Origin of the sequence: Andreprevotia chitinilytica DSM 18519 (assembly GCF_000711875.1) — a bacterium.
In the GTDB taxonomy this organism is placed as follows: domain Bacteria; phylum Pseudomonadota; class Gammaproteobacteria; order Burkholderiales; family Chitinibacteraceae; genus Andreprevotia; species Andreprevotia chitinilytica.
This window is the reverse complement of record NZ_JONM01000009.1, coordinates 105,013-123,837: the sequence shown is the minus strand read 5'-3', so window position 1 is coordinate 123,837 and position 18,825 is coordinate 105,013. Positions and strand designations below refer to the sequence as shown.

Below are 18,825 nucleotides of genomic sequence, written 5' to 3'. Positions count from 1 at the left end.
ATCTGGAGTCGCCGCGTGATGAAGCAATCGCTTGGGCTGGCCTTGTTGCTCTGTGCCAGTTGTCTGCCGTGCTGGGCCACCTTGGGCCAGCAGGCATCGCCAGTGCAGGGCAGTGCCCGCGTACTGAGTAGCGCAGGAAGCACTGCAACGGGCAGCGCTGCCCCATACAGCGTGCAAGAAACCCAGACCAGCTCCGGTCAGATCATTCGTGAGTATCTGTCATCCACTGGTGTGGTCTTTGCCGTGACCTGGCAAGGGCCGACCCGGCCGGATATGCAGCAGCTGCTCGGCAGCTATTTTCCCTCGTTCGCCAATGCCAATCAGCTGCCACACCGACGCGGGCCGGTACGGCTGCAGCAATCCGGGCTGGTGCTGCAATCGGGCGGCCACATGGGCGCGCTGAGCGGCCGGGCCTATGTGCCGCAACTGGTGCCGCAAGGCGTCGATCCGGAAACGCTGCGATGAGCGCCCTCATGCATAAATTATTCTTGAGCGGGCTTATCGCCATCTGCGTTGTGTTGGCCGCGTGCGGTGGGGGCGGTGGTGGATCGTCGACCACGCCAACCCCGACGCCAGTCCCAACGGTTGTCCCGACTGCGCCGCCGGGCGGGCCGAACGTCTTGTCGGTCGTTGTCGATAGCGGCCCCAATGCCGATTACGTCAACGGGCCGTTTGCTTCGGTCACGATTTGCCAGCCGGGCACCAACACCTGCCAGACCATCGATCATCTGTTGGTCGATACGGGGTCTTATGGTCTGCGCATCATGGCATCCACGTTCAATGCCTTGCCACTGTCTGCATTACCCCAGCAGACTGGTGCCACGAACGGCGGCAACTCGCCGCTGGCGGAGTGCGCCCAGTTCGGTTCCGGCTTTACCTGGGGTTCCGTGCGCACGGCAGACGTGATCATGGCGGGTGAGCAAGCCAGCAACTTGCCGATCCAGATCATTGGTGACCAGAATTACGCCAGCATTCCCAGTGCGTGCTCTGCCGCAGGGGGGACGCCGCTCAACTCGGTGGCCGCATTTGGCGTAAACGGGGTCTTGGGCGTTGGCTTGTTTGCCGAAGATTGCCCTGCCTGCGCCACCACACCGCTGAGCCCGACCAATGGCGGCGGTTATTACTACTGCCCGACGTCGTCGACCTGCCAAGTGGCACAGGTGCCCATCTCCAAGCAGATCATCAACCCGGTGGCGCAGTTCGCCACCGATAACAATGGCGTTCTGCTGTGGCTGCCTGCGGTGCCGGCGAGCGGGGCCAGCAATGTGGTGGGTTCCCTGGTGTTTGGGATTGGCACACGGACCAATAATGCACTTGGCAATGCCAAGGTGCTGACGACCAATGGCTCCGGTTTGATTTCAACCCTTTTCAACGGTACGAACTACTCAACCAGCTTTATCGATAGCGGCTCCAACGGCCTGTTCTTCCCCAGCAGCATGACGGTATGCGCTTCACCCAATAGCGAATGGTATTGCCCGAGCGGCACCCAAAGCGTGTCGGCGACGATGCTGGGGGCCAATGCGGTCACGAATCCGGTGAATTTCAGTGTGGGGAATTTTGTGAGTTTGCTTAGCATCCCAAATAACACCGCTTTCAATAACCTGGGCGGGCCACTGGCCGGTGAATTCGATTGGGGCTTGCCGTTTTTCTTTGGGCGCAATGTCTACACCGCGCTGAATGGCAGAATGGCCGGCGGGCAGACGGGGCCTTATTTCGCCTATTGAAGATAGATCGAGATGGATTGCGTTTGACGGTGTTGAGGCAATAAAAAACGGCGGGGAAATCCCGCCGTTTTTGCTGCTCCATTGGCTCATGCAACGGATGCAATCAATGAATCCCGCCGCTGGCCTTGAAGCGCTTCTCCAACCGGCTCACACCGCTGGCCATGAGTAGCGTGAGGATCAGGTAAAGGAAGGAGATGGTCAGATACGGCTCCCAATAGCGCGAATACGCGCCAGCGACGGTGCGCGCTGCATAGGCCAATTCGGCCAGGCCGATGGCGGAGACCAGCGAGCTGTCTTTCAGCAGCATGATGGCTTCGTTGCCGAGCGGCGGCAGCATGCGGCGGAATGCCTGCGGCACGATGATGCAGCGCATGGTTTGCCAGTAGTTCATGCCGAGCGAGCGGCTGGCTTCGAACTGGCCCTTGGCGATCGACTGGATGCCGGCCCGGAAGATTTCGGTGATGTATGCGCCGGCATTGAGCGTGAGCGCGACAAGGCCAGACATGAACGCGCCGTAATCCTGGCGCAACGTGATGGCGAGGTCGCCGCTGATCAACAGACCGTCATCCGGATGGACCAGCACCGGCATCAAGGCGAAGTGGATCAACAGGATTTGTACGAACAGCGGTGTGCCGCGAAAGAAGGTCACGTAGGCGGTGGCGGGCCAGCGGACAAAGACGATCAGCGGGTATTTCCACGGGCCGTGTCGGACTTCCGCCAAGCGAGCCATGCCCATCATCAGGCCGATCAGCGTACCGAACACCACGGCGATCACGGTAATGGCCAGCGTCATCTTCATGCCGCTGACGAAGAGTTCCCGGTACTCCCAGATGATCTGCAGCTGGAAGTGATCGAGCAAGGGAACCGCGTGCTGCACGCTGGTCCAGAATTGGATGAAATCCATCTTTATTTCTTTTTCAAAATTGATTGCAAGCAGGCTTGCAAGTTGGGGGTCGCCGACGACGCCAACAAGAAAAGAAGCGCAAACCGCGATCGGTCTGCGCTTCTCTCATCGGACATCAAGTCTGGCTTAGTTGCCGAAATACTTCTTGTAAATCTTGTCGTAGGTGCCGTCGGCCTTGATGGCTGCGATGCCCTTGTTCAGCTTCTCGACCAGCGCCTTGTTGCCCTTCTTCAGCGCGAAGCCATAGTACTCCTTGGCGAAGGTCGGATCATCGATGGTCTTGAGCTTGTCGCTCTTGTTGTTGGCAACGAAGTTGATGATCACGCCGTTGTCGGCCACTACCGCGTCAACGCCGCCGTTCTGCAGCTCTTTGAGGGCCAGCGGCGTCGATTCGAAGCGCTTGATGTTCGGGTTGGTCTTGCCCAGCAGTTTTTGCACCACTTCATCACCAGTGGTGCCGGTTTGCACGCCGACCTTCTTGTCCTTGAGGTCGGTGAACTTGGCCAGCTTGCTCTTCGGGCCGATGGCGATCAGCTGCTTGGCTTCGAAGTAGGGCTCGGTGAAGTCCATAGTTTGCTTGCGCTCGTCGGTGATGGTGACGGCGGAGGCGACGATATCGCGATCACCCGTGCCCAGCGCTGCGAAAATGCCTTCCCACGGGGTATTGATGAATTTCACTTCAATGCCGGCCTTCTTGGCAACGGCGGTGAGGACGTCAACATCGAAACCGACGATTTCCTTCTTCTCGTTCTGTGATTCGAACGGTGCATAGGCTGCATCGGTTGCAACTTGCAGCGGCTTGCCGGCGGCAAAGGCCGGGCTAGTGGCGAGTACGGCGGCGCAGAATGCACTGGCCAAGAGGCCGAGTTGACGCAGCTTCATGGTGGTAAATCCCCTCGAGGTTGAAATTCTGGATATTGAGTTCACGGCGAAGGTGGCAAACATGCTACAGCCACCTTACAGCCCGAACGCAGGGTAGGGACCGCTGTATGGGGTCACAATTGGGATAAACCCTAGGCGGCTGTATGGTTATAACGGGTATGCCCGGATTGCTATATCGGTACGGATCAAAGCACGATTTCTTCCAGCCCGCTGGGCTCGGATTTCGATGTTTCCCAGCGTTCCGCGATCTGTTCCGGCGTGGCATTCAAGGCTTCGAGAATGCTGGCCGGCAGCTCGCTCAAATTGATCTCATCTTCCTCCTGGTCCACCAGATAAAGCGCCGTATACAGGATGGCGGTCAGCTTGGTCAGCGTGGGTTGATCTTGCGGATTGTTCTGGTATTTGACCGCCGACTGAATCTCGTCCGGGAAATTCCAGCGGCGGGTGAGTTCCTCGCCGACCATTACGTAATCAAAGCCGATGTTGTTGTCTTCCAGCAGGATGCGATTGCCACCGCTTTCCACATAGCGGTCGATTTTCACGGCGATTTCCGGCGCCACGATATGAATCATCATTTCGCCGATGTTGTGGATCATGCCGCACACGAAGGCCATTTCCGGGTTGAAGCGGGCGAGGCGGGCCAGGTGCTTGGCGGTGCTGGCAACCTTGAAACTGCGCTGCCAGAAGCCTTTGCGATCAAACCCCGGCGTGGCGACAAAGGCGCCAGTCACGCCAGACGCGACCACCAGCGTACGCACGGTGTTGAAGCCGAGCACGATGACTGCTTCGTTGACTGACCCCACCAGACGGGATGCGCCGAAGTGCGCGGAATTGGCCAGGCGCAGCACCTTGGCGGTGATCACCTGATCCAGCGAAATCTTGCGTGCGACCGATTCGATATCGACGTCTTCGCGGCTGAAGCTGTCGATCAATTCCTGCACAACCTTTGGAATCGTCGGCAGCTTGTGTGTCTGTTCGAAAATATCTTCGAGTTTCATGCTTGTTGTCTCCCCTTTCACGGCAGTGTTATTCGAAGCTGTGCACTGCACAAACCATGCTAGATCAGCAACCCGGGCTGCGCCAAACACACGCGTAAACAATGTGGCGAATGTGGTCATTCAGCTGCTGTCAGCGCGTGTTTTGCCATGACGTGGGCCAGAAAAAAGCCGCTCCATGACAGAGCGGCTTTCTATTGCTGCGACTGAGTGCAGTCACTTACTTATCGCGTGTTTCCACTTGAACCAGCGGCTCGGCAGCGCTGCCGGCGTTGGTGGCGTGGGCGACATCGCGACGGCTGGTGCGAGCCGGCACTTCGACTGCTTCAGCCGGGGCTGACGACGCAGTGTTGACGGTCTCGACCATGACCAGCTCAACTGCTTCGTTGGCTGCCGATGCGGTCTTCTGGCTATCGCGACGACGGCGGCGTGCCGGCGCTGCAACTTCTTCTGCCACGACCGGCTGAGCGGCATCAGCACGTGTTGCCACCATGACGAGGCCAGCTTCTTCCGGCGTTGCCACTTTCAGGGCCGGGGCAGCGGGTGCTGCTACTGGCGCTTCCAGGGGCAGGGCAGCTTGTGCTGGTTGTGCCGGCTTGGCTTCTTCGACGACTGCGACTGCTTCGACAGCAACTGGGGCAGCAACTGGCGCTTCAACGACAACCGGTGCTTCAACCTTAACTGGTGCAGCTACTTCAGCTGCAACCGGCGCTGGTTCGACAGCAGCGACTTCGACCGGCGCTGCTTCGACTGCCTTGGGGGCAACCGGAGCGGCTTGCGGTACGACTTCAGCGACCGTTTCTACAGCCTGTTGCGGCTCGATCACTTGGGCGACGACAGCTTCAGCTGCAACTGCCACTGCTGCGACGGCTACGACCGGGGCCAACTCGACTGCTGGCGGTGCAACTGGCGCTGGTTCGACAGCAGGCGATGCGACCACGGCTACCGGTTCAGCAGCAACAGTCGGCGCAGCCGCAGGGGCTTGCTCGCCTTGCTGCTCGGCTTGGTCGACAGTGCCTTCCTCAACGTTCACGGACTCGTTGCGTTCGCCACGACCACCACGACGACCACGACGGCGGCGGGTACGGCCTTCGCCACCTTCCGCGGCCGGTGCAACCGGAGCGCCTTCGATCGTTACGCCTTCCGCGTTGACGACCGGCTCAAGCACTTGCGATTCCAGCGCCTCGACCGGGCGTTGTTCACGCGGCTCACGCGGTTCGCGGGGCTGACGGGGTTGGCGCGGTTGACGTTCGGCGCGTGGCTGCTGCTCGCTACGTTCCCCTTGCGGGCGCTCGGCTTGCGGGCGATCAGACTGCTGCGCTTCTACTGGCTGGCGCTCGGCTTGCTGACCACGCGGCTGGCGTTCCTGCCGCTCGTTGCGGTCACGATCACGGCTCTGCTGGCGTTCGGCGCGGGCGGCTTGATCTTCCTCGATGCGCGGCTTGCTGCCACGACGGTTTTCATTGCGCTCGCCTTGAGGGCGTTCGGCACGATCGCCGCGTTGTTCGTTACGGTCGCGACGGCCATCACCGCGGCCTTCACCTCGACCCTCTCCACGATTGCCGTCACGACGGCCATCACGGCGACCGTCGCCACGCGGGCGCTCGTTGCGCTTCGGTTGTTCGACCGGTGCCGGCGCGGCTTCCGATGTGCCACGGAACCAGCTGACGATCTTGCCCCACAGCGATTCGCTCGGCTCAGCCTTGGCGACTGCAATCGGCTTTTCCTCGCGGATCGGCGCAGGTTGTGCCGGGGTGATGCCCTTGACGGCCGCTTCCGGACGCTTGGCCATCTCTTCCTTGGCCTTGCCCGGCTGATAGCTTTCTTCCGGCGGCGCTTCGACCATGCGGTACGACGGCAGTACGTCCTCGATCTGGTTCAGATCGTCATGACGCAAGCGGGTTACGCTGTAGTTCGGCGTTTCGAGATGAATGTTCGGGATCAGTACGACGCTGACCTTGAGGCGGGCTTCCAGCGAGAACAGCTCGTTGCGCTTCTCGTTGAGCAGGAAGGTGGCAACTTCAACCGGCACCTGCGCGTGAATCGCGCCGGTGTTTTCCTTCATGGCTTCTTCTTGAATGATCCGCAGGATGTGCAGGGCGGACGATTCGGTGCCACGGATGAAGCCGGTGCCATGGCAGCGCGGGCAGGCGATGTGGCTGGTTTCTTCCAGCGACGGCTGCAGGCGCTGGCGCGACAGTTCCATCAAACCAAAGCGCGAAATCTTGCCGGTCTGGACGCGAGCGCGGTCGTGATGCAGCGCTTCACGCAGACGGTTTTCGACTTCCCGCTGGTTCTTCGGGTTTTCCATGTCGATGAAGTCGATGACGATCAGGCCGCCGACGTCACGCAGACGCATCTGGCGGGCGATTTCATCCGCCGCTTCCAGGTTGGTGCGCGCTGCGGTTTCCTCGATATCGGAACCCTTGGTGGCGCGCGCCGAGTTGACGTCGATCGAGTACAGCGCTTCGGTCTTGTCGATGACGATGGCGCCGCCGGAGGGCAGCGACACTTCACGTGCAAAAGCGGTTTCGATCTGGTGTTCGATCTGGAAGCGCGAGAACAGCGGCACGTCATCCTGATAGATCTTCACGCGGTTCACGTTGCCCGGCATCACGTGGCTCATGAACTGGCGGGCTTGCTCGTAGATGTCGACCTTGTCGATCAGCAGCTCACCGATATCCGGCTGGAAGTAATCGCGGATGGCGCGGATGACGAGGCTGGATTCTTGATAAATCAGGAAAGCGCCGGTCTGGCCGGTGGCTGCACCTTCGATGGCGCGCCACAGTTGCAGCAGGTAGTTCAAATCCCACTGCAGTTCTTCGACTTCACGGCCGATGGCGGCAGTGCGGGCGATCAGGCTCATGCCGGTTGGCGTTTCGAGCTGATCCATGGCGGCGCGCAGTTCCTGGCGCTCGTCACCCTCGATACGGCGGGAAACACCACCGCCACGCGGGTTGTTCGGCATCAGGACGAGGTAGCGGCCGGCGAGGCTGATATAGGTGGTGAGCGCGGCGCCTTTGTTGCCGCGTTCATCCTTTTCAACCTGGACGATGACTTCCAGGCCTTCGCGCAGGGAGTCGGCAACGCGGCCGCGGCCGCCGTCTTCGCCGAGATAGGAGCGGGCGATTTCCTTGAAGGGCAGGAAACCGTGGCGCTCGCAGCCGTAGTCAACGAAGCACGCTTCAAGACTCGGCTCGACGCGGGTGATGACACCCTTGTAGATATTGGACTTCCGTTGTTCTTTGCCAACGGTTTCGATGTCGAGGTCGATCAACTTCTGACCGTCGACAATCGCCACGCGTAGCTCTTCAGCTTGCGTGGCGTTAAACAGCATGCGTTTCATGTAGGCTCCTGCACGCACTCACACGGCAGGGCGACTCGGCACGGGCGATAGCTACCCAATCGGGTCACGATGCGCGACGGACAAGCCGGCGCGACGAAAATGACGAATCAGGATTCGGTAGGGTTCGCGAGTGTATACATCCTTGTATGGATTGAAGCCGAGGCCGTAGGGGCCATTTGACCGCCCCGCCGGTCCAGTTGCTATCCAGCAACCTGAAACACGGCAAGGCAGGGAGAGCCGATTGAGTGCGTTGTATGGTCGAATCTATTACCATCGCTACTTTTTTTCGCGGTGAGCTGAATTAACCGCATCCCAGCATTGGCAGATCGAGTCGGACGTCAGGCGAGACCCGCGCGTGCAATCCCTTGTTGATGTGAATCGGGACGAGCCCCAGTGGGGCGGCGGGAAGGCAAGTCGCCAGCGTTGGCGACACGACAAAGCCAAAAGAGCGGGATTTTCAGGCCGGATTGGCCGAAGCAGCACAGAATGTAGCTGCTACGTTGCATACGAATCGTCTTAACTGCAGCGCAACACAGAGTATATGACAACATGACTGAGACGAGCAAAGCGTCTGTCACCTTCATCGAAATCACTGAGGAAGTCGCCGGTCAGCGGCTGGATAATTTCCTGCTGCGCCACCTGAAAGGCGTGCCGAAAAGCCATGTTTACCGCATCGTCCGCTCGGGTGAAGTGCGCGTGAACAAAGGCCGCGCCGACGTCACCACCCGGCTCGAAGCCGGCGACGTGCTGCGCATTCCACCGGTGCGCGTGGCTGAAAAGCCCGATGCCGCGCCGGCCCAAGCCGCCAGCGATCGCATCGAATTGACCATCGTTTATGAAGACGACGCGCTGTTGGCGATCGATAAACCATCCGGCATCGCCGTGCATGGCGGCTCCGGCGTGAGCTTTGGCGTGATCGAACTGTTACGGGCGCAGCGGCCGCAGGCGAAATTCCTCGAATTGGTGCACCGGCTCGACCGCGAGACTTCCGGCATCCTGCTGGTCGCCAAAAAACGCATGGCCTTGGTGAAAATGCATGAAATGCTGCGCGATAATCACCAGATCGATAAACGTTATCTGGCGATGGTGAAAGGCGTCTGGCCCGAGCCGCGCAGCCACGTGAAGTTCAAACTGCTCAAGTACAACACCGCCGATGGCGAGCGCCGCGTGAAGAAATCAGCCGATGGCCTGACGTCGCACACGGTCGTGAATCGCCGCGCGACCTTTGCCGATGCCAGCTTGCTGGAGTGCGAACTGAAAACCGGCCGCACACACCAGATTCGCGTGCACTTGGCCGAGAGTGGTTACCCGATTCTCGGCGACGACAAATATGGCGATTTCGCCCTGAACAAAGCGCTGCCGCGCGCTGGTCTCAAGCGCATGTTCCTGCATGCTTGGCGATTGACGCTGGCTCACCCGCTCACCGGCAACAAGCTCGAACTCGAAGCGCCGTTGCCGAAAGAATTGCAAACCTACCTGGATTCGTTAGCCGCATGACTTTAGCCACCCTCGGTCGACGCTTCGACCTGCTCGTCTTCGATTGGGACGGCACCTTGATGGATTCCACCGGCACGATCGCCCATGCGATCCAGCTGGCCTTTGTCGAAATCGGCCTGCCCAAGCCATCCGATTACGACGCCCGTTTCGTCATCGGTTACGGGCTGAAAGAAGCCATGGAATACCTCGCGCCCGGCGCGGACGACGCCACCATCCATCGCATCGTCGATGCCTACCGCAAGCACTATCTGGCGCGGGATGAAGCGTTGGTGCTGTTTGCCGGTGTGAAAGAAGGGCTGGATAAGCTGGTCGATGCCGGGTTCATGCTTGGCGTGGCGACCGGCAAATCACGAATCGGACTGGATCGCGCCTTTGGCGTGACTGGCTTGGGCGATCGCTTTGTTGCATCCCGCACCGCCGATGAATCGTTCTCCAAGCCGCATCCGGCCATGCTGGAGCACTTGTTCGACGTGACCGGTGTGCTGCCACGGCGTGCGGTGATGATCGGCGATACCACGCATGACCTGCAGCTGGCGATCAACGCCGGTTGTTCCAGCCTGGCCATGACTTATGGCGCACACCCCGCCGATGAGCTCCTCGCCTTGGCACCGCTTGCCCACTTCGACGATTTTTCCACGCTGACTGATTGGTTGCTCGCCAATGGCTGAGACGCCAGCCCGCATTCTCATCTGCGCCAGCACAGATTTGCCTGATCGTGGATTGGGCGTGCGGTTTACGGTGCAGAGGGACGGGCGCGAGCAAGCGGCGTTCGTGGTGCGTTACCGCGGCAGCGTGTATGCCTATCTAAACAGCTGTGCGCACATCCCGATCGAGCTGGATTACCAGCCCGGCGACTTTTTTGATTTGAGTCAGAACTATCTCGTTTGTGCAACGCACGGTGCATACTATGCCCCACAGACCGGGCTTTGCCTGGGCGGGCCATGCCCAGGGCGCAGTTTGACCAAGCTCGCGGTCGTCGAGGACGACGGCCAAGTCTATTTTTGTCCTGATAGGAATTGATCGACCATGCAAGAAAACTGGGAACGGCAAGCCCTGAATGATCTGCTGCAAGCCAGCCTGAAAGAACAGCGTCGCAAGCGTCGCTGGGGCATTTTCTTCAAGCTGCTGGGCTTCACTTATCTATTTGTTGTCACCATGCTGATCGTTGGCGATTTCGGCGAGAAAAAGCTCGAAAGCGTCTCCAAGGGTCCACACACCGCCGTGGTCAGCATGGACGGCGTGATCGCCAGCAATGGCGAGGCCAATATCGAGAACGTGATCGAAGGTCTGACCAACGCCTTCGAAGACAAGAACACCCGTGGCGTCATCCTGTCGGTCAACAGCCCTGGTGGCAGCCCGGTCGAGGCCGGCCAACTGCATGACGCCATGCTGCGCCTGAAGCAGAAGTACCCGAAAACGCCGCTTTACGCCGTGGTCGGTGATATCTGCGCATCGGGTTGCTATTACGCCGCTGTCGGTGCCGACAAGATCTATGCCGACAAGGCCAGTATCGTTGGCTCGATTGGCGTGTTGATGGACGGGTTCGGCTTCACCGGCACCATGGACAAGCTCGGTGTCGAACGCCGCCTGCTGACTGCCGGCAAGAACAAGGGCTTCCTCGACCCGTTCTCGCCGGTCAGCGGCGAACAGAAAGCCAAAGCGCAGGACATGCTGGACGAAATCCACCAGCAGTTCATCGATGTGGTCAAGAACGGTCGTGGCAAGCGACTGAGCAACGACCCGGACCTGTTTACCGGCCTCGTCTGGAGTGGCGCGAAGAGCGTGAAGCTGGGGCTGGTGGATGGCCTCGGCTCCATCGGTTCTGTGGCTCGCGACGTGATCAAGGCTGAAGACGTGATCGACTTTACGCCGCAGCCCGGTTACCTCGATCGCTTCGCCCGTCGTGTTGGCGTAACGGCTGCCGCGCATCTGGGCAGCCAGTTCCGGATGTCTCTGCAATAAGGTTGATGGAGCGACGGCAATGACACGGCGGCGTAAACATCCTGATGAGCACGATAACCACGAACGCTGGCTGGTGTCGTACGCGGATTTCATCACGCTGCTGTTTGCGTTCTTTGTCGTGATGTACGCCATTTCGTCGCTCAACGAAGGCAAGTATCGGGTGCTGTCTGAATCGATGGTCAATGCGTTTCGCAAAGAACCGACGAGCAGCCAGAATCCGATTCGCCTGCCGAACCAGATCGTCCCCGGCGCGCCGCAAAAACTGAGCCCCCCGCGTGAATCAGCGGCCAGATCCGATAACCCGAAACTGATGGAAGAGCGGCGCAAGATGCAAGGCATGGCGGGCGACATCCGTGGCTCGCTCGGGCAGTTGATCGATCAGGGCAAAGTGCGGGTCACCCAGTCGAAACGCGGTATTGCGGTCGAGATCAGCGATAGCGTCCTGTTCCAGACCGGCCGCGCCGATCTGCAGCCGAACTCGGTCGAGGTCTTGCGCGGCGTCGCCAATCTGGTGAAAGACAGCGACAACCTGATCCAGATCGAAGGCAACACCGATAACCAGCCGATCAACTCGGTGCAGTTTCCGTCCAATTGGGAGCTTTCCGCTGCCCGGGCCGCCAGCGTGGTGCGCTTGTTCGTGCAAACGGGGGTGGCGCCACAGCGGCTGGTCGCCATCGGCTACGGCGAATTCCGCCCACAAGACAGTAACGATACTGTCGAGGGCCGGGCGCGCAATCGCCGGGTCACGCTCAATATCCTGGCTGACAACAAGGACGAAGTCGCCGTCTTGCCGCTGGACGACAAGACACGACCTGCGCAGTAGTCCTTATCATCGACTTGCGTTGGGCTGACTATACTTTTTCCAGTCATTTGCATAACACCCGCGATCCATCAGCCAATCCTTCCCAACGCGCAGCCATGCATCAATCGATCCAGCGAGACCCCTCGGTCGTCCTGAGAACCACCCAGCTTCTCTATCGAAATGCTGCCATCGGGCAATGGATAAGCATCCTCAATGCCACGCTCCTGTCCTGGGTGATTCAGAGCGAATTTCCGTGGCAAACGGTCGCCGCATGGTGGTGTTCCGCCATGCTGATCGCGGCTTATCGGCTCAGGCTGTGCAGTCATTTCAAACAGGCGCAAGTCGACGAAACGTCGATATATACCTGGCGACGCCGCTATATCTTCAGCGCGCCGGTATCCGGTCTGGTCTGGGGCATGGGGCTGTTGTTTTTCATGCTCGGCGCGAGCGATACCCTGCGTATCTTCATCGCCTTCGTGGTTGCCGCCATGGTCGCCGGGGCCGTGCCGATTCTCTCCAGCGTACTGCCGGTCTTGCAGATCTACGCTTTCCTGATGGTGCTGCCCGTGGTCGTGTCCTCATTTCTGGGGCACGGTATTTACGATCGGGTGTTCTGCATCATGTCGGTGCTGTTCCTGTTCGGCATCCTGCGTAGCGCGCAGTTTTTCAATGAAACGATCACCGATCTGGTCGCGGTCGTTCAGGAAAAAACCCGTCTCGCCAGCGATTTGAACCGCGCCCGGGAAGCATCAGAGGCCGCCAGCCGGGCAAAAAGTGACTTCCTCGCCAACATCAGCCACGAGATTCGCACGCCCATGAATGGCATCGTCGGCATGGCGCAATTACTGTCTCGCAACGAGGTCTCGCCCGAGTTGCGCGAGCAGCTGGCGGTGATTCAAGGCTCCACCGACGCGCTCTTGTCCCTGGTCAACGATGTGCTCGACTTCTCGCGCATCGAAGCCGGTCATTTCGGGCTCGACCCCGAGCCATTCGCACCGGCCACCTTGTTGCACGATCTGGAACAGATGTTCCGGCCGCAAGCCACGCTCAAGCACATCGAGCTGGCGTTCGAGCTCTCGGCCGAAACGCCAGAATGGCTGATCGGCGACGCGGTGCGCCTTAAGCAAGTGCTGGTCAACCTCGTTGGCAACGCACTCAAATTCACCACTCACGGCAGCGTGCATGTCGAAGCAGAATGCTGGCGTCGCGAAGGCTTCGAAACCGAATGGACGATCGCAGTGCGCGACACGGGCATCGGCGTACCGGTGGACAAGCGCGAAACGATCTTCGAAGCATTCGCGCAAGCCGACACCTCCATCACGCGCCGGTTTGGCGGCAGTGGCTTGGGCTTGTCGATCTCGCATCGCCTGATCGAGCTGATGGGCGGACGGATCTGGGTAGACGACAACCCCGGCGGCGGCAGCGTCTTCCGCATCTCGGTGCCGCTGCAGGGCGTGGACATGGGTGAAAGCGCATCGGCACCGGCCAGCGCCGTTTCACTCAAGGTGCTGCTGGCGGAAGACAACCCCGTCAACCGGCTCGTGGCCGAACGCTTCCTGACCCTCTCCGGGCATCAAGTCAGCGTGGCGGAGGACGGCGCGCAAGCGCTGGAAATGCTGGAGCGGGTCGAAGGCCCACCCTTCGATGTCGTGCTGATGGATATACAGATGCCAACCCTCGATGGGCTGGCCACCACCGAACAAATCCGCGCCCGCGAAGCCATGTTCGGCACCGCCCATTTACCCATCATCGCGCTCTCCGCCAACGCCTACAGCGAAGACAAGGAGGCTTGCCTGGCGGCAGGCATGGATGATTTCCTGGCCAAGCCATTTCATCAGGATGAGCTGGATGCCGCGCTGGCGAGAGTGGCGGCGCGGAAGGCGGGGTGACAATGTGGGCAAGTTCAACCCAGGGTGGATACTTGAACCAACCCCGGCCGGCAAGCCGTCCGGGCTACGGTTTGTATGGGTGATGGATTCGCGCACGAAAGGGCATTGCGCCACATATATACTGATGTCGTTTTCAGCACATGAACTGTTAGGCATCATGCCCCTCTTTCGCTGCTCCATTCTGGGTGAGAATTTCCCCGGCACTTTGGCCGGAGTTCCAGAGCCAATTGGCTTTTACGCTACCCGTTATGTGAAAGCATCATCGGCGGATGAAGCTGAGGCGGCGGCACTCAAATTGCTGCGGCAAGATAAAGACTTAGCGTTACCTCAAGGCACACGAATGCAAGATGCAAGAATTTATTTCGAGGAAATTATCGAGGTTGCCTCAAATACGGAGCAGGTATCCAATAGCGGATTTTCGTTTTTCCGCATGGGCACCTGATTCAGCATTGAATCGATATTCAATAAGCGGCACTTTACCATGACGATGACACCTGAAGATCGCTGGGCCGAAACTAGAAAACGGTTAGAACCCTCGCTTGACGCGCTGTTTTGGCAGGATTTTGGAATAACAGATCCAGAGAAGAAGAGAAGTGTCGATTGGATTCTGGATCAATTGCTCAAGCCTGAGCTGATGGCCTTGCTGTCCGATAGTTGGGCACTTTGGCGGCTGGACGACAACGGCAATCACTTCAAGGTGAAAGGAGGCTTGTCTTATGAGGAAGTGTGGCGCTTAAAGCAGGAATATGAATCCAGCGGGCATAAGCAGTTTTACTGGGTTTTGCCGACAGCGGTGTGCTAGCACATAAGGTGTGATTAAACAGCGCTGGTGAGTAAATAATGAAAATATATTGGAAGAAAAGTGATATTCCCCAGTTAAAGGGCCTGGATTATCAGCAGCAGTCGGCATTGCTGCAGCCAATCATCAAAGATGTTTGGCGCCACTGGCAGGTGTGGTTGCCCTTCGTCTTGCAAGTCATGTTTACGGTTTGGCTTGTCCGATATTGTCCTGTGTTTCCATATAAGCTTTGGGTTTCATTGGTGCTGATATATGTAACGATTAAATTCGCTCTTGTGCCATACAATCATTTTCTTGCTTGGCATCTTGATAACATAAAACAGTCCGTAGAGTGACCTGAGTAAAGTGAGGCCCGGTGTTTGTCTGCTCAAACATTGGGTGTGTCACCTGCTGTTTGTTTGCTGAATAATGGAATGACAGTTTAAATGTTATTAAGGGGCTCTACATTGGGTCAGCCGTCATCTTCTAATACGCACCGGTTTATCTTTGTGGTGGGGTGGTCAGTGACAGCACTGTTCATGTTGTGGGGGCTTACCTGTTACGTTGGTGCTGTCGCAAGCGCATACACAGCAAAGAAATGGCCCTCCGTTCAGGGTACGATCATTTCATCAAGAGCAGTACGCGGTTGTGGTAAAGGAACATCATATTACCCAGCTGTTCAATATCGATATGTCGTTGGTGGAGTGACATATACAGGTTCTCGCATTGCATTTGGTAATGTGGGGTGCGGTTCCGAAGGCGAAGCCAAAGTTATTGCCGATGAATATGTCGTTAATGCGGCGGTACTTGTTTACTTTAACTCTGGGCAACCTTCTGATGCCAGTCTTGTCGTCGGTCAGGTCCTTGATGATACTTGGCTTGGTATCGTTATGATGAGCGTGATTTTTATTGGGTCAATTTGGTTTGCGTTTCGCGTTTTTGTGTCCGGTCAATTCATTGGTCGGCTTAAATAAAGTCAATGTATTCAATTGAGTTTTAGAAAATTCAATTCTCGCCATTCAAACATGGCGATACGCGAACCAACCCCGGCCGGCAAAGCCGTCCGGGCTACATATGCATCTACGCAAGCTCGCTCCTACAAAAACCTTGCAGCAATCAAACCCGATCACCAGCCCGCATCACCGAAACCGCCTCCACAAGCGCCGTATGCACATCCTGCAATTCCTGTCGGGCAACGCTGAGGGCGGCGGTGTTTTGTGGGGTGTGTTCCAGCGTGCCGAGGGCCGCAGCAAGCTGGCGGGCGCCGATCTGGCCGGCGATGCCTTTGGCGCTGTGGGCGTGGCGGCTGCGGACGGTGGGGGCGGGTTCGGTGGCGAAGGCGTCGAGGAGTTGTTCGATGCGCATCAGGCCTTTTTCGGCCAGTGGCAGCATCCGTTCCAGCGTGTAGCCGAGTGCGGCCGCTGCGGCGGTGAGGTCGAGGCAGATGGCCTCCGGCTCGGCGTCGGTCGATGCGGTTGGCCCGGCGACGGTGGCGAGCAGGCGGGTGCGGTCGAAGGGTTTGCCGAGCCAGCCGTCGATGCCGGCTTCGGCCAGCTCCGCCGCACCGGGCGAGTGGCCGGCGCTGATGAGCAGGATGCGGCCTGTGAAGCCGAGGGCGCGCAGGCTCTTGGCGAGTTGCACGCCGGTGAGTAGCGGCATGTGGAAGTCGGCCAGCACGGTGTCGATGGCGGGGTCGCTGCGCCAGAGCGAGAGGGCTTCTGCGCCGTCTTCGCTCATGCGCACTCTGGCGCCGGCCCCGGTGAGTAGGTCGCCGAGCAGGTCGCGGTTGATGGCTTGGTCTTCGGCGACGAGGATGGTGCGGCCGTCGAGGCGGGCGGGTTCCATCAGCGGGACTGTGATGTCGCCGGGCTCACAGGGCGTGACGGGCACGCGCACGGTGAAGGTCGCGCCGTTGCCGAGATCGCTACTGACGGTGATGGTGCCGCCCATGAGGTTGGCGAAGTCGCGGCAGATGGCGAGACCCAAACCGGCACCGCCAGCGCGTCGGCCCGCTTGGGCTTGCTCGAACGGCGCAAAAATCCGCTCGGCATCGGCGGACGAGATACCGGGGCCGGTGTCTGCTACGGTGGCGTTGAGCCAGTGCGTGCCGGTGGCGTCGATGTCTGCCCATAGCCGCAGCTGTACGCTGCCCACTTCAGTGAGTTTGACGGCGTTGCCCAACAGGTTGACGAGGATTTGCCGCCATTTGCCGGCGTCGAGCCAGAACCAGTCGTGTGTGTCGGTGGCGATCTCGAAGCGCACGCCGTGCCGTCGCGCCTGTTCGGCAAACAGGCCATCCAGCTGGCGCACCAGTACCTCGGTGGAAAGCGGCGATTCCTCCAGCTTGGCGTGGCCGGTTTCGAGCTTGCTGGCGTCGAGCACGTTGCTGATCAGGCTGAGCAGGTATTCGCCGCTGTCGCCAATGCGCGCCAGCCATTGCGCATGCAGCGGGTTCAGCGCGTGTTCCTGCAGCAATCGATCCACATAGCCGAGGATGGCGGTGAGCGGGGTGCGGATTTCGTGGCTGACGTGGGCGAGGAAGTTGGTCTTGGCGCGGCTGGCGGCTTCGGCATCGCGCCGGGCCTGATCGAGTTCTTGCGTGCGTTGGGCGACCAGCGCTTCCAGATCGATTGCCTGGCGTTCCAGTTGGGTGCGGTAGGCGGTTTCGGCGGCTTCTTTCTGGCGGCGCAGCTCGGCCACACGCAATGCCATGGCCACGCTGAACAACACAATCTCGATCAGCATGCCGACGAAGATAAAGCGGTAACTGAAGGTGTCGTGCTCGATCAACCCGTAGTCACGCAGCCCCCAGGTGACGGTGAGCGATACCGCATACACCGCCCAGCCCAGCGTGAAGAGCTTGGCCCCGGCCACGCCGGCCCGCACGGCGAACAGGCTGGCAACGATGTACAGCAGGAAGCCGACGCCGCCCAGGTTGAGCGCGTTGAAGGCGAATTGCTCGAAGCCCAGCAGGGCGGTGACGCTACTGATCGCGCCGATGGCGACGATGCCTTTCAGCCCCCAATCCAGCCGTGGCGTGATGGTTTGCGTGCGCAGGTAGCTGCGCACGAACTGCGCGGCGCAGATGAAATAGATGCCGGAGCAAACGTACAGCAGCATCAGGCTGTAATGGCCGTGCCAGAGCAGCAGCGGCCAGACGCCGGTGGCAGTGTGGAACGAGATCACCAGCATCACGAGGTTGAGGCCGTAATACAGGAAGGTGGTATCCCGCGTGGCGACGAACCCGGCCACGGCGGCGAAAGCCACCAGCAGCATCACGCCGATCATGCCGCCCAGCAGGAACATCTCGTGGCTGTTGGCGCGCTGGAACGGGTGATCGCCCCACACGCGTACGTCCGAGTAGATCGGCCCGGCCATGTCGACTTCATCGTTGAAGACCACCCGCATCAGCACGTCGAGGCGGCCTTGGGCGGGCACGCGGACTTCAAAGACGGGGCGGATGGTGGCGAGCGGGCGCTGGTCTTCACGCTGGGTGGACTTGAACGTCTGCGCTTGCCACGGGCGGTTGGTGCCGGCCGGGCGGGTGTAGAGCGTGACCGTGCCGATCAGGCCGTCGGTGTATTCGACAAAGCTATCCAGCGATGTCTCGTCCGGGTTGTCGAGCTTGAAGTGGAACCACCAGGCATCGCGGCTATAGCCACGTGAGCGCAACAGGCCGGTAGGCCGTTTGAAGTGGCCTTGTGCCTGCAGGGTATCGGCGGCATCGACCGGCAGGGCGCGCGTGGCGTCGCGCCACAGGGTCAGTTCTTCGGCAGTGCTGGCGCCATCGTCGTTGTGGGTGACGGTCAGCGCGCAAGCGGTGGTGAAGGACAGGAGCAAAACGCAACACAAGACGAAGCATTGCAGTATCTGGCGGGGAGGCGCTAACACCCTGCGCGGCGGCAGGAAAGGTGAAGTGCTGACCGGCAACGCAGCAGCTGCGTTTGGGCTGGCGGACATCCCTGTTCCTGTTATGTGGTTCATGTTAGGACGGCGCGCATGGGCGCAACGGCCGAAGTGTCATGATGCGTAAGAAAAATGGGGTA

General features: G+C 59.6%; 16 protein-coding genes. 11 read left to right on the top strand and 5 right to left on the bottom strand.

Annotated elements, in window-relative coordinates; translation table 11 throughout:
• Positions 1–18 precede the first annotated feature (18 nt).
• Entirely contained in the window at positions 19–465 is a 447-nt protein-coding gene (locus BR41_RS13280; protein WP_035057465.1) for a DUF2844 domain-containing protein, read from the top strand.
• A gap of 8 nt (positions 466–473) precedes the next feature.
• The gene (locus tag BR41_RS13275) at positions 474–1,724 is read left to right on the top strand and encodes a DUF3443 domain-containing protein (protein WP_035057684.1); all 1,251 of its coding nucleotides are present in this window, start codon (positions 474–476) and stop codon (positions 1,722–1,724) included.
• Positions 1,725–1,827: 103 nt separating this feature from the next.
• Here BR41_RS13275 and BR41_RS13270 read toward each other — a convergent pair whose 3' ends face one another.
• The 4 genes from BR41_RS13270 to BR41_RS13255 form a co-directional block, all read right to left on the bottom strand.
• Positions 1,828–2,628, bottom strand: a complete 801-nt coding sequence (locus BR41_RS13270) for an amino acid ABC transporter permease (protein ID WP_051710907.1) — start codon at positions 2,626–2,628, stop codon at positions 1,828–1,830.
• Between the two features lie 126 nt (positions 2,629–2,754).
• Positions 2,755–3,510: a basic amino acid ABC transporter substrate-binding protein gene (locus BR41_RS13265; RefSeq protein WP_156970688.1), complete on the bottom strand. Its 756-nt coding sequence runs from the start codon at positions 3,508–3,510 to the stop codon at positions 2,755–2,757.
• Between the two features lie 185 nt (positions 3,511–3,695).
• A complete protein-coding gene (locus tag BR41_RS13260) occupies positions 3,696–4,508 on the bottom strand; it encodes an HDOD domain-containing protein (RefSeq protein WP_035057463.1) in 813 nt (270 codons plus the stop codon).
• Positions 4,509–4,725: 217 nt separating this feature from the next.
• A complete protein-coding gene (locus tag BR41_RS13255; RefSeq protein ID WP_084187153.1) occupies positions 4,726–7,851 on the bottom strand; it encodes an Rne/Rng family ribonuclease in 3,126 nt (1,041 codons plus the stop codon).
• A 549-nt stretch (positions 7,852–8,400) separates the two neighbouring features.
• On the opposite strand from BR41_RS13255, the gene BR41_RS13250 reads away from it, so the two are divergent.
• The 9 genes from BR41_RS13250 to BR41_RS23640 all read left to right on the top strand — a co-directional run bounded on the left by BR41_RS13250 (position 8,401) and on the right by BR41_RS23640 (position 15,753).
• Positions 8,401–9,348 carry an RluA family pseudouridine synthase gene (locus BR41_RS13250; protein WP_035057460.1) on the top strand — a complete coding sequence of 316 codons (948 nt, stop codon included), beginning with the start codon at positions 8,401–8,403 and terminating at the stop codon, positions 9,346–9,348.
• On the top strand, positions 9,345–10,016 hold the full coding sequence (locus BR41_RS13245; protein ID WP_035057458.1) for an HAD-IA family hydrolase: 672 nt from the start codon (positions 9,345–9,347) through the stop codon (positions 10,014–10,016). The genes BR41_RS13250 and BR41_RS13245 overlap by 4 nt, the downstream gene beginning before the upstream one ends.
• Positions 10,009–10,368 (top strand): Rieske (2Fe-2S) protein, encoded by a 360-nt coding sequence (locus BR41_RS13240; protein WP_035057456.1) that lies wholly within the window; start codon positions 10,009–10,011, stop codon positions 10,366–10,368. The genes BR41_RS13245 and BR41_RS13240 overlap by 8 nt, the downstream gene beginning before the upstream one ends.
• 6 nt (positions 10,369–10,374) lie before the next feature.
• Entirely contained in the window at positions 10,375–11,310 is a 936-nt protein-coding gene (locus BR41_RS13235) for a S49 family peptidase (RefSeq protein ID WP_035057455.1), read from the top strand.
• A gap of 19 nt (positions 11,311–11,329) precedes the next feature.
• Positions 11,330–12,133 carry a flagellar motor protein MotD gene (gene motD, locus BR41_RS13230; protein WP_035057453.1) on the top strand — a complete coding sequence of 268 codons (804 nt, stop codon included), beginning with the start codon at positions 11,330–11,332 and terminating at the stop codon, positions 12,131–12,133.
• 95 nt (positions 12,134–12,228) lie between these two features.
• On the top strand, positions 12,229–14,001 hold the full coding sequence (locus BR41_RS13225) for an ATP-binding protein (protein ID WP_084187151.1): 1,773 nt from the start codon (positions 12,229–12,231) through the stop codon (positions 13,999–14,001).
• Positions 13,961–14,443 carry a hypothetical protein gene (locus tag BR41_RS13220; protein ID WP_035057451.1) on the top strand — a complete coding sequence of 161 codons (483 nt, stop codon included), beginning with the start codon at positions 13,961–13,963 and terminating at the stop codon, positions 14,441–14,443. Before BR41_RS13225 ends, BR41_RS13220 begins: the two co-directional genes overlap by 41 nt.
• Positions 14,444–14,482: 39 nt before the next feature.
• The gene (locus BR41_RS13215; protein ID WP_035057448.1) at positions 14,483–14,803 is read left to right on the top strand and encodes a hypothetical protein; all 321 of its coding nucleotides are present in this window, start codon (positions 14,483–14,485) and stop codon (positions 14,801–14,803) included.
• Between the two features lie 500 nt (positions 14,804–15,303).
• Entirely contained in the window at positions 15,304–15,753 is a 450-nt protein-coding gene (locus tag BR41_RS23640; protein WP_169741303.1) for a DUF3592 domain-containing protein, read from the top strand.
• A 142-nt stretch (positions 15,754–15,895) separates the two neighbouring features.
• Here BR41_RS23640 and BR41_RS22995 read toward each other — a convergent pair whose 3' ends face one another.
• Positions 15,896–18,739, bottom strand: coding sequence for a hybrid sensor histidine kinase/response regulator (locus tag BR41_RS22995; protein WP_169741302.1), 2,844 nt, complete (start codon positions 18,737–18,739; stop codon positions 15,896–15,898).
• Between the last annotated feature and the right edge of the window lie 86 nt (positions 18,740–18,825).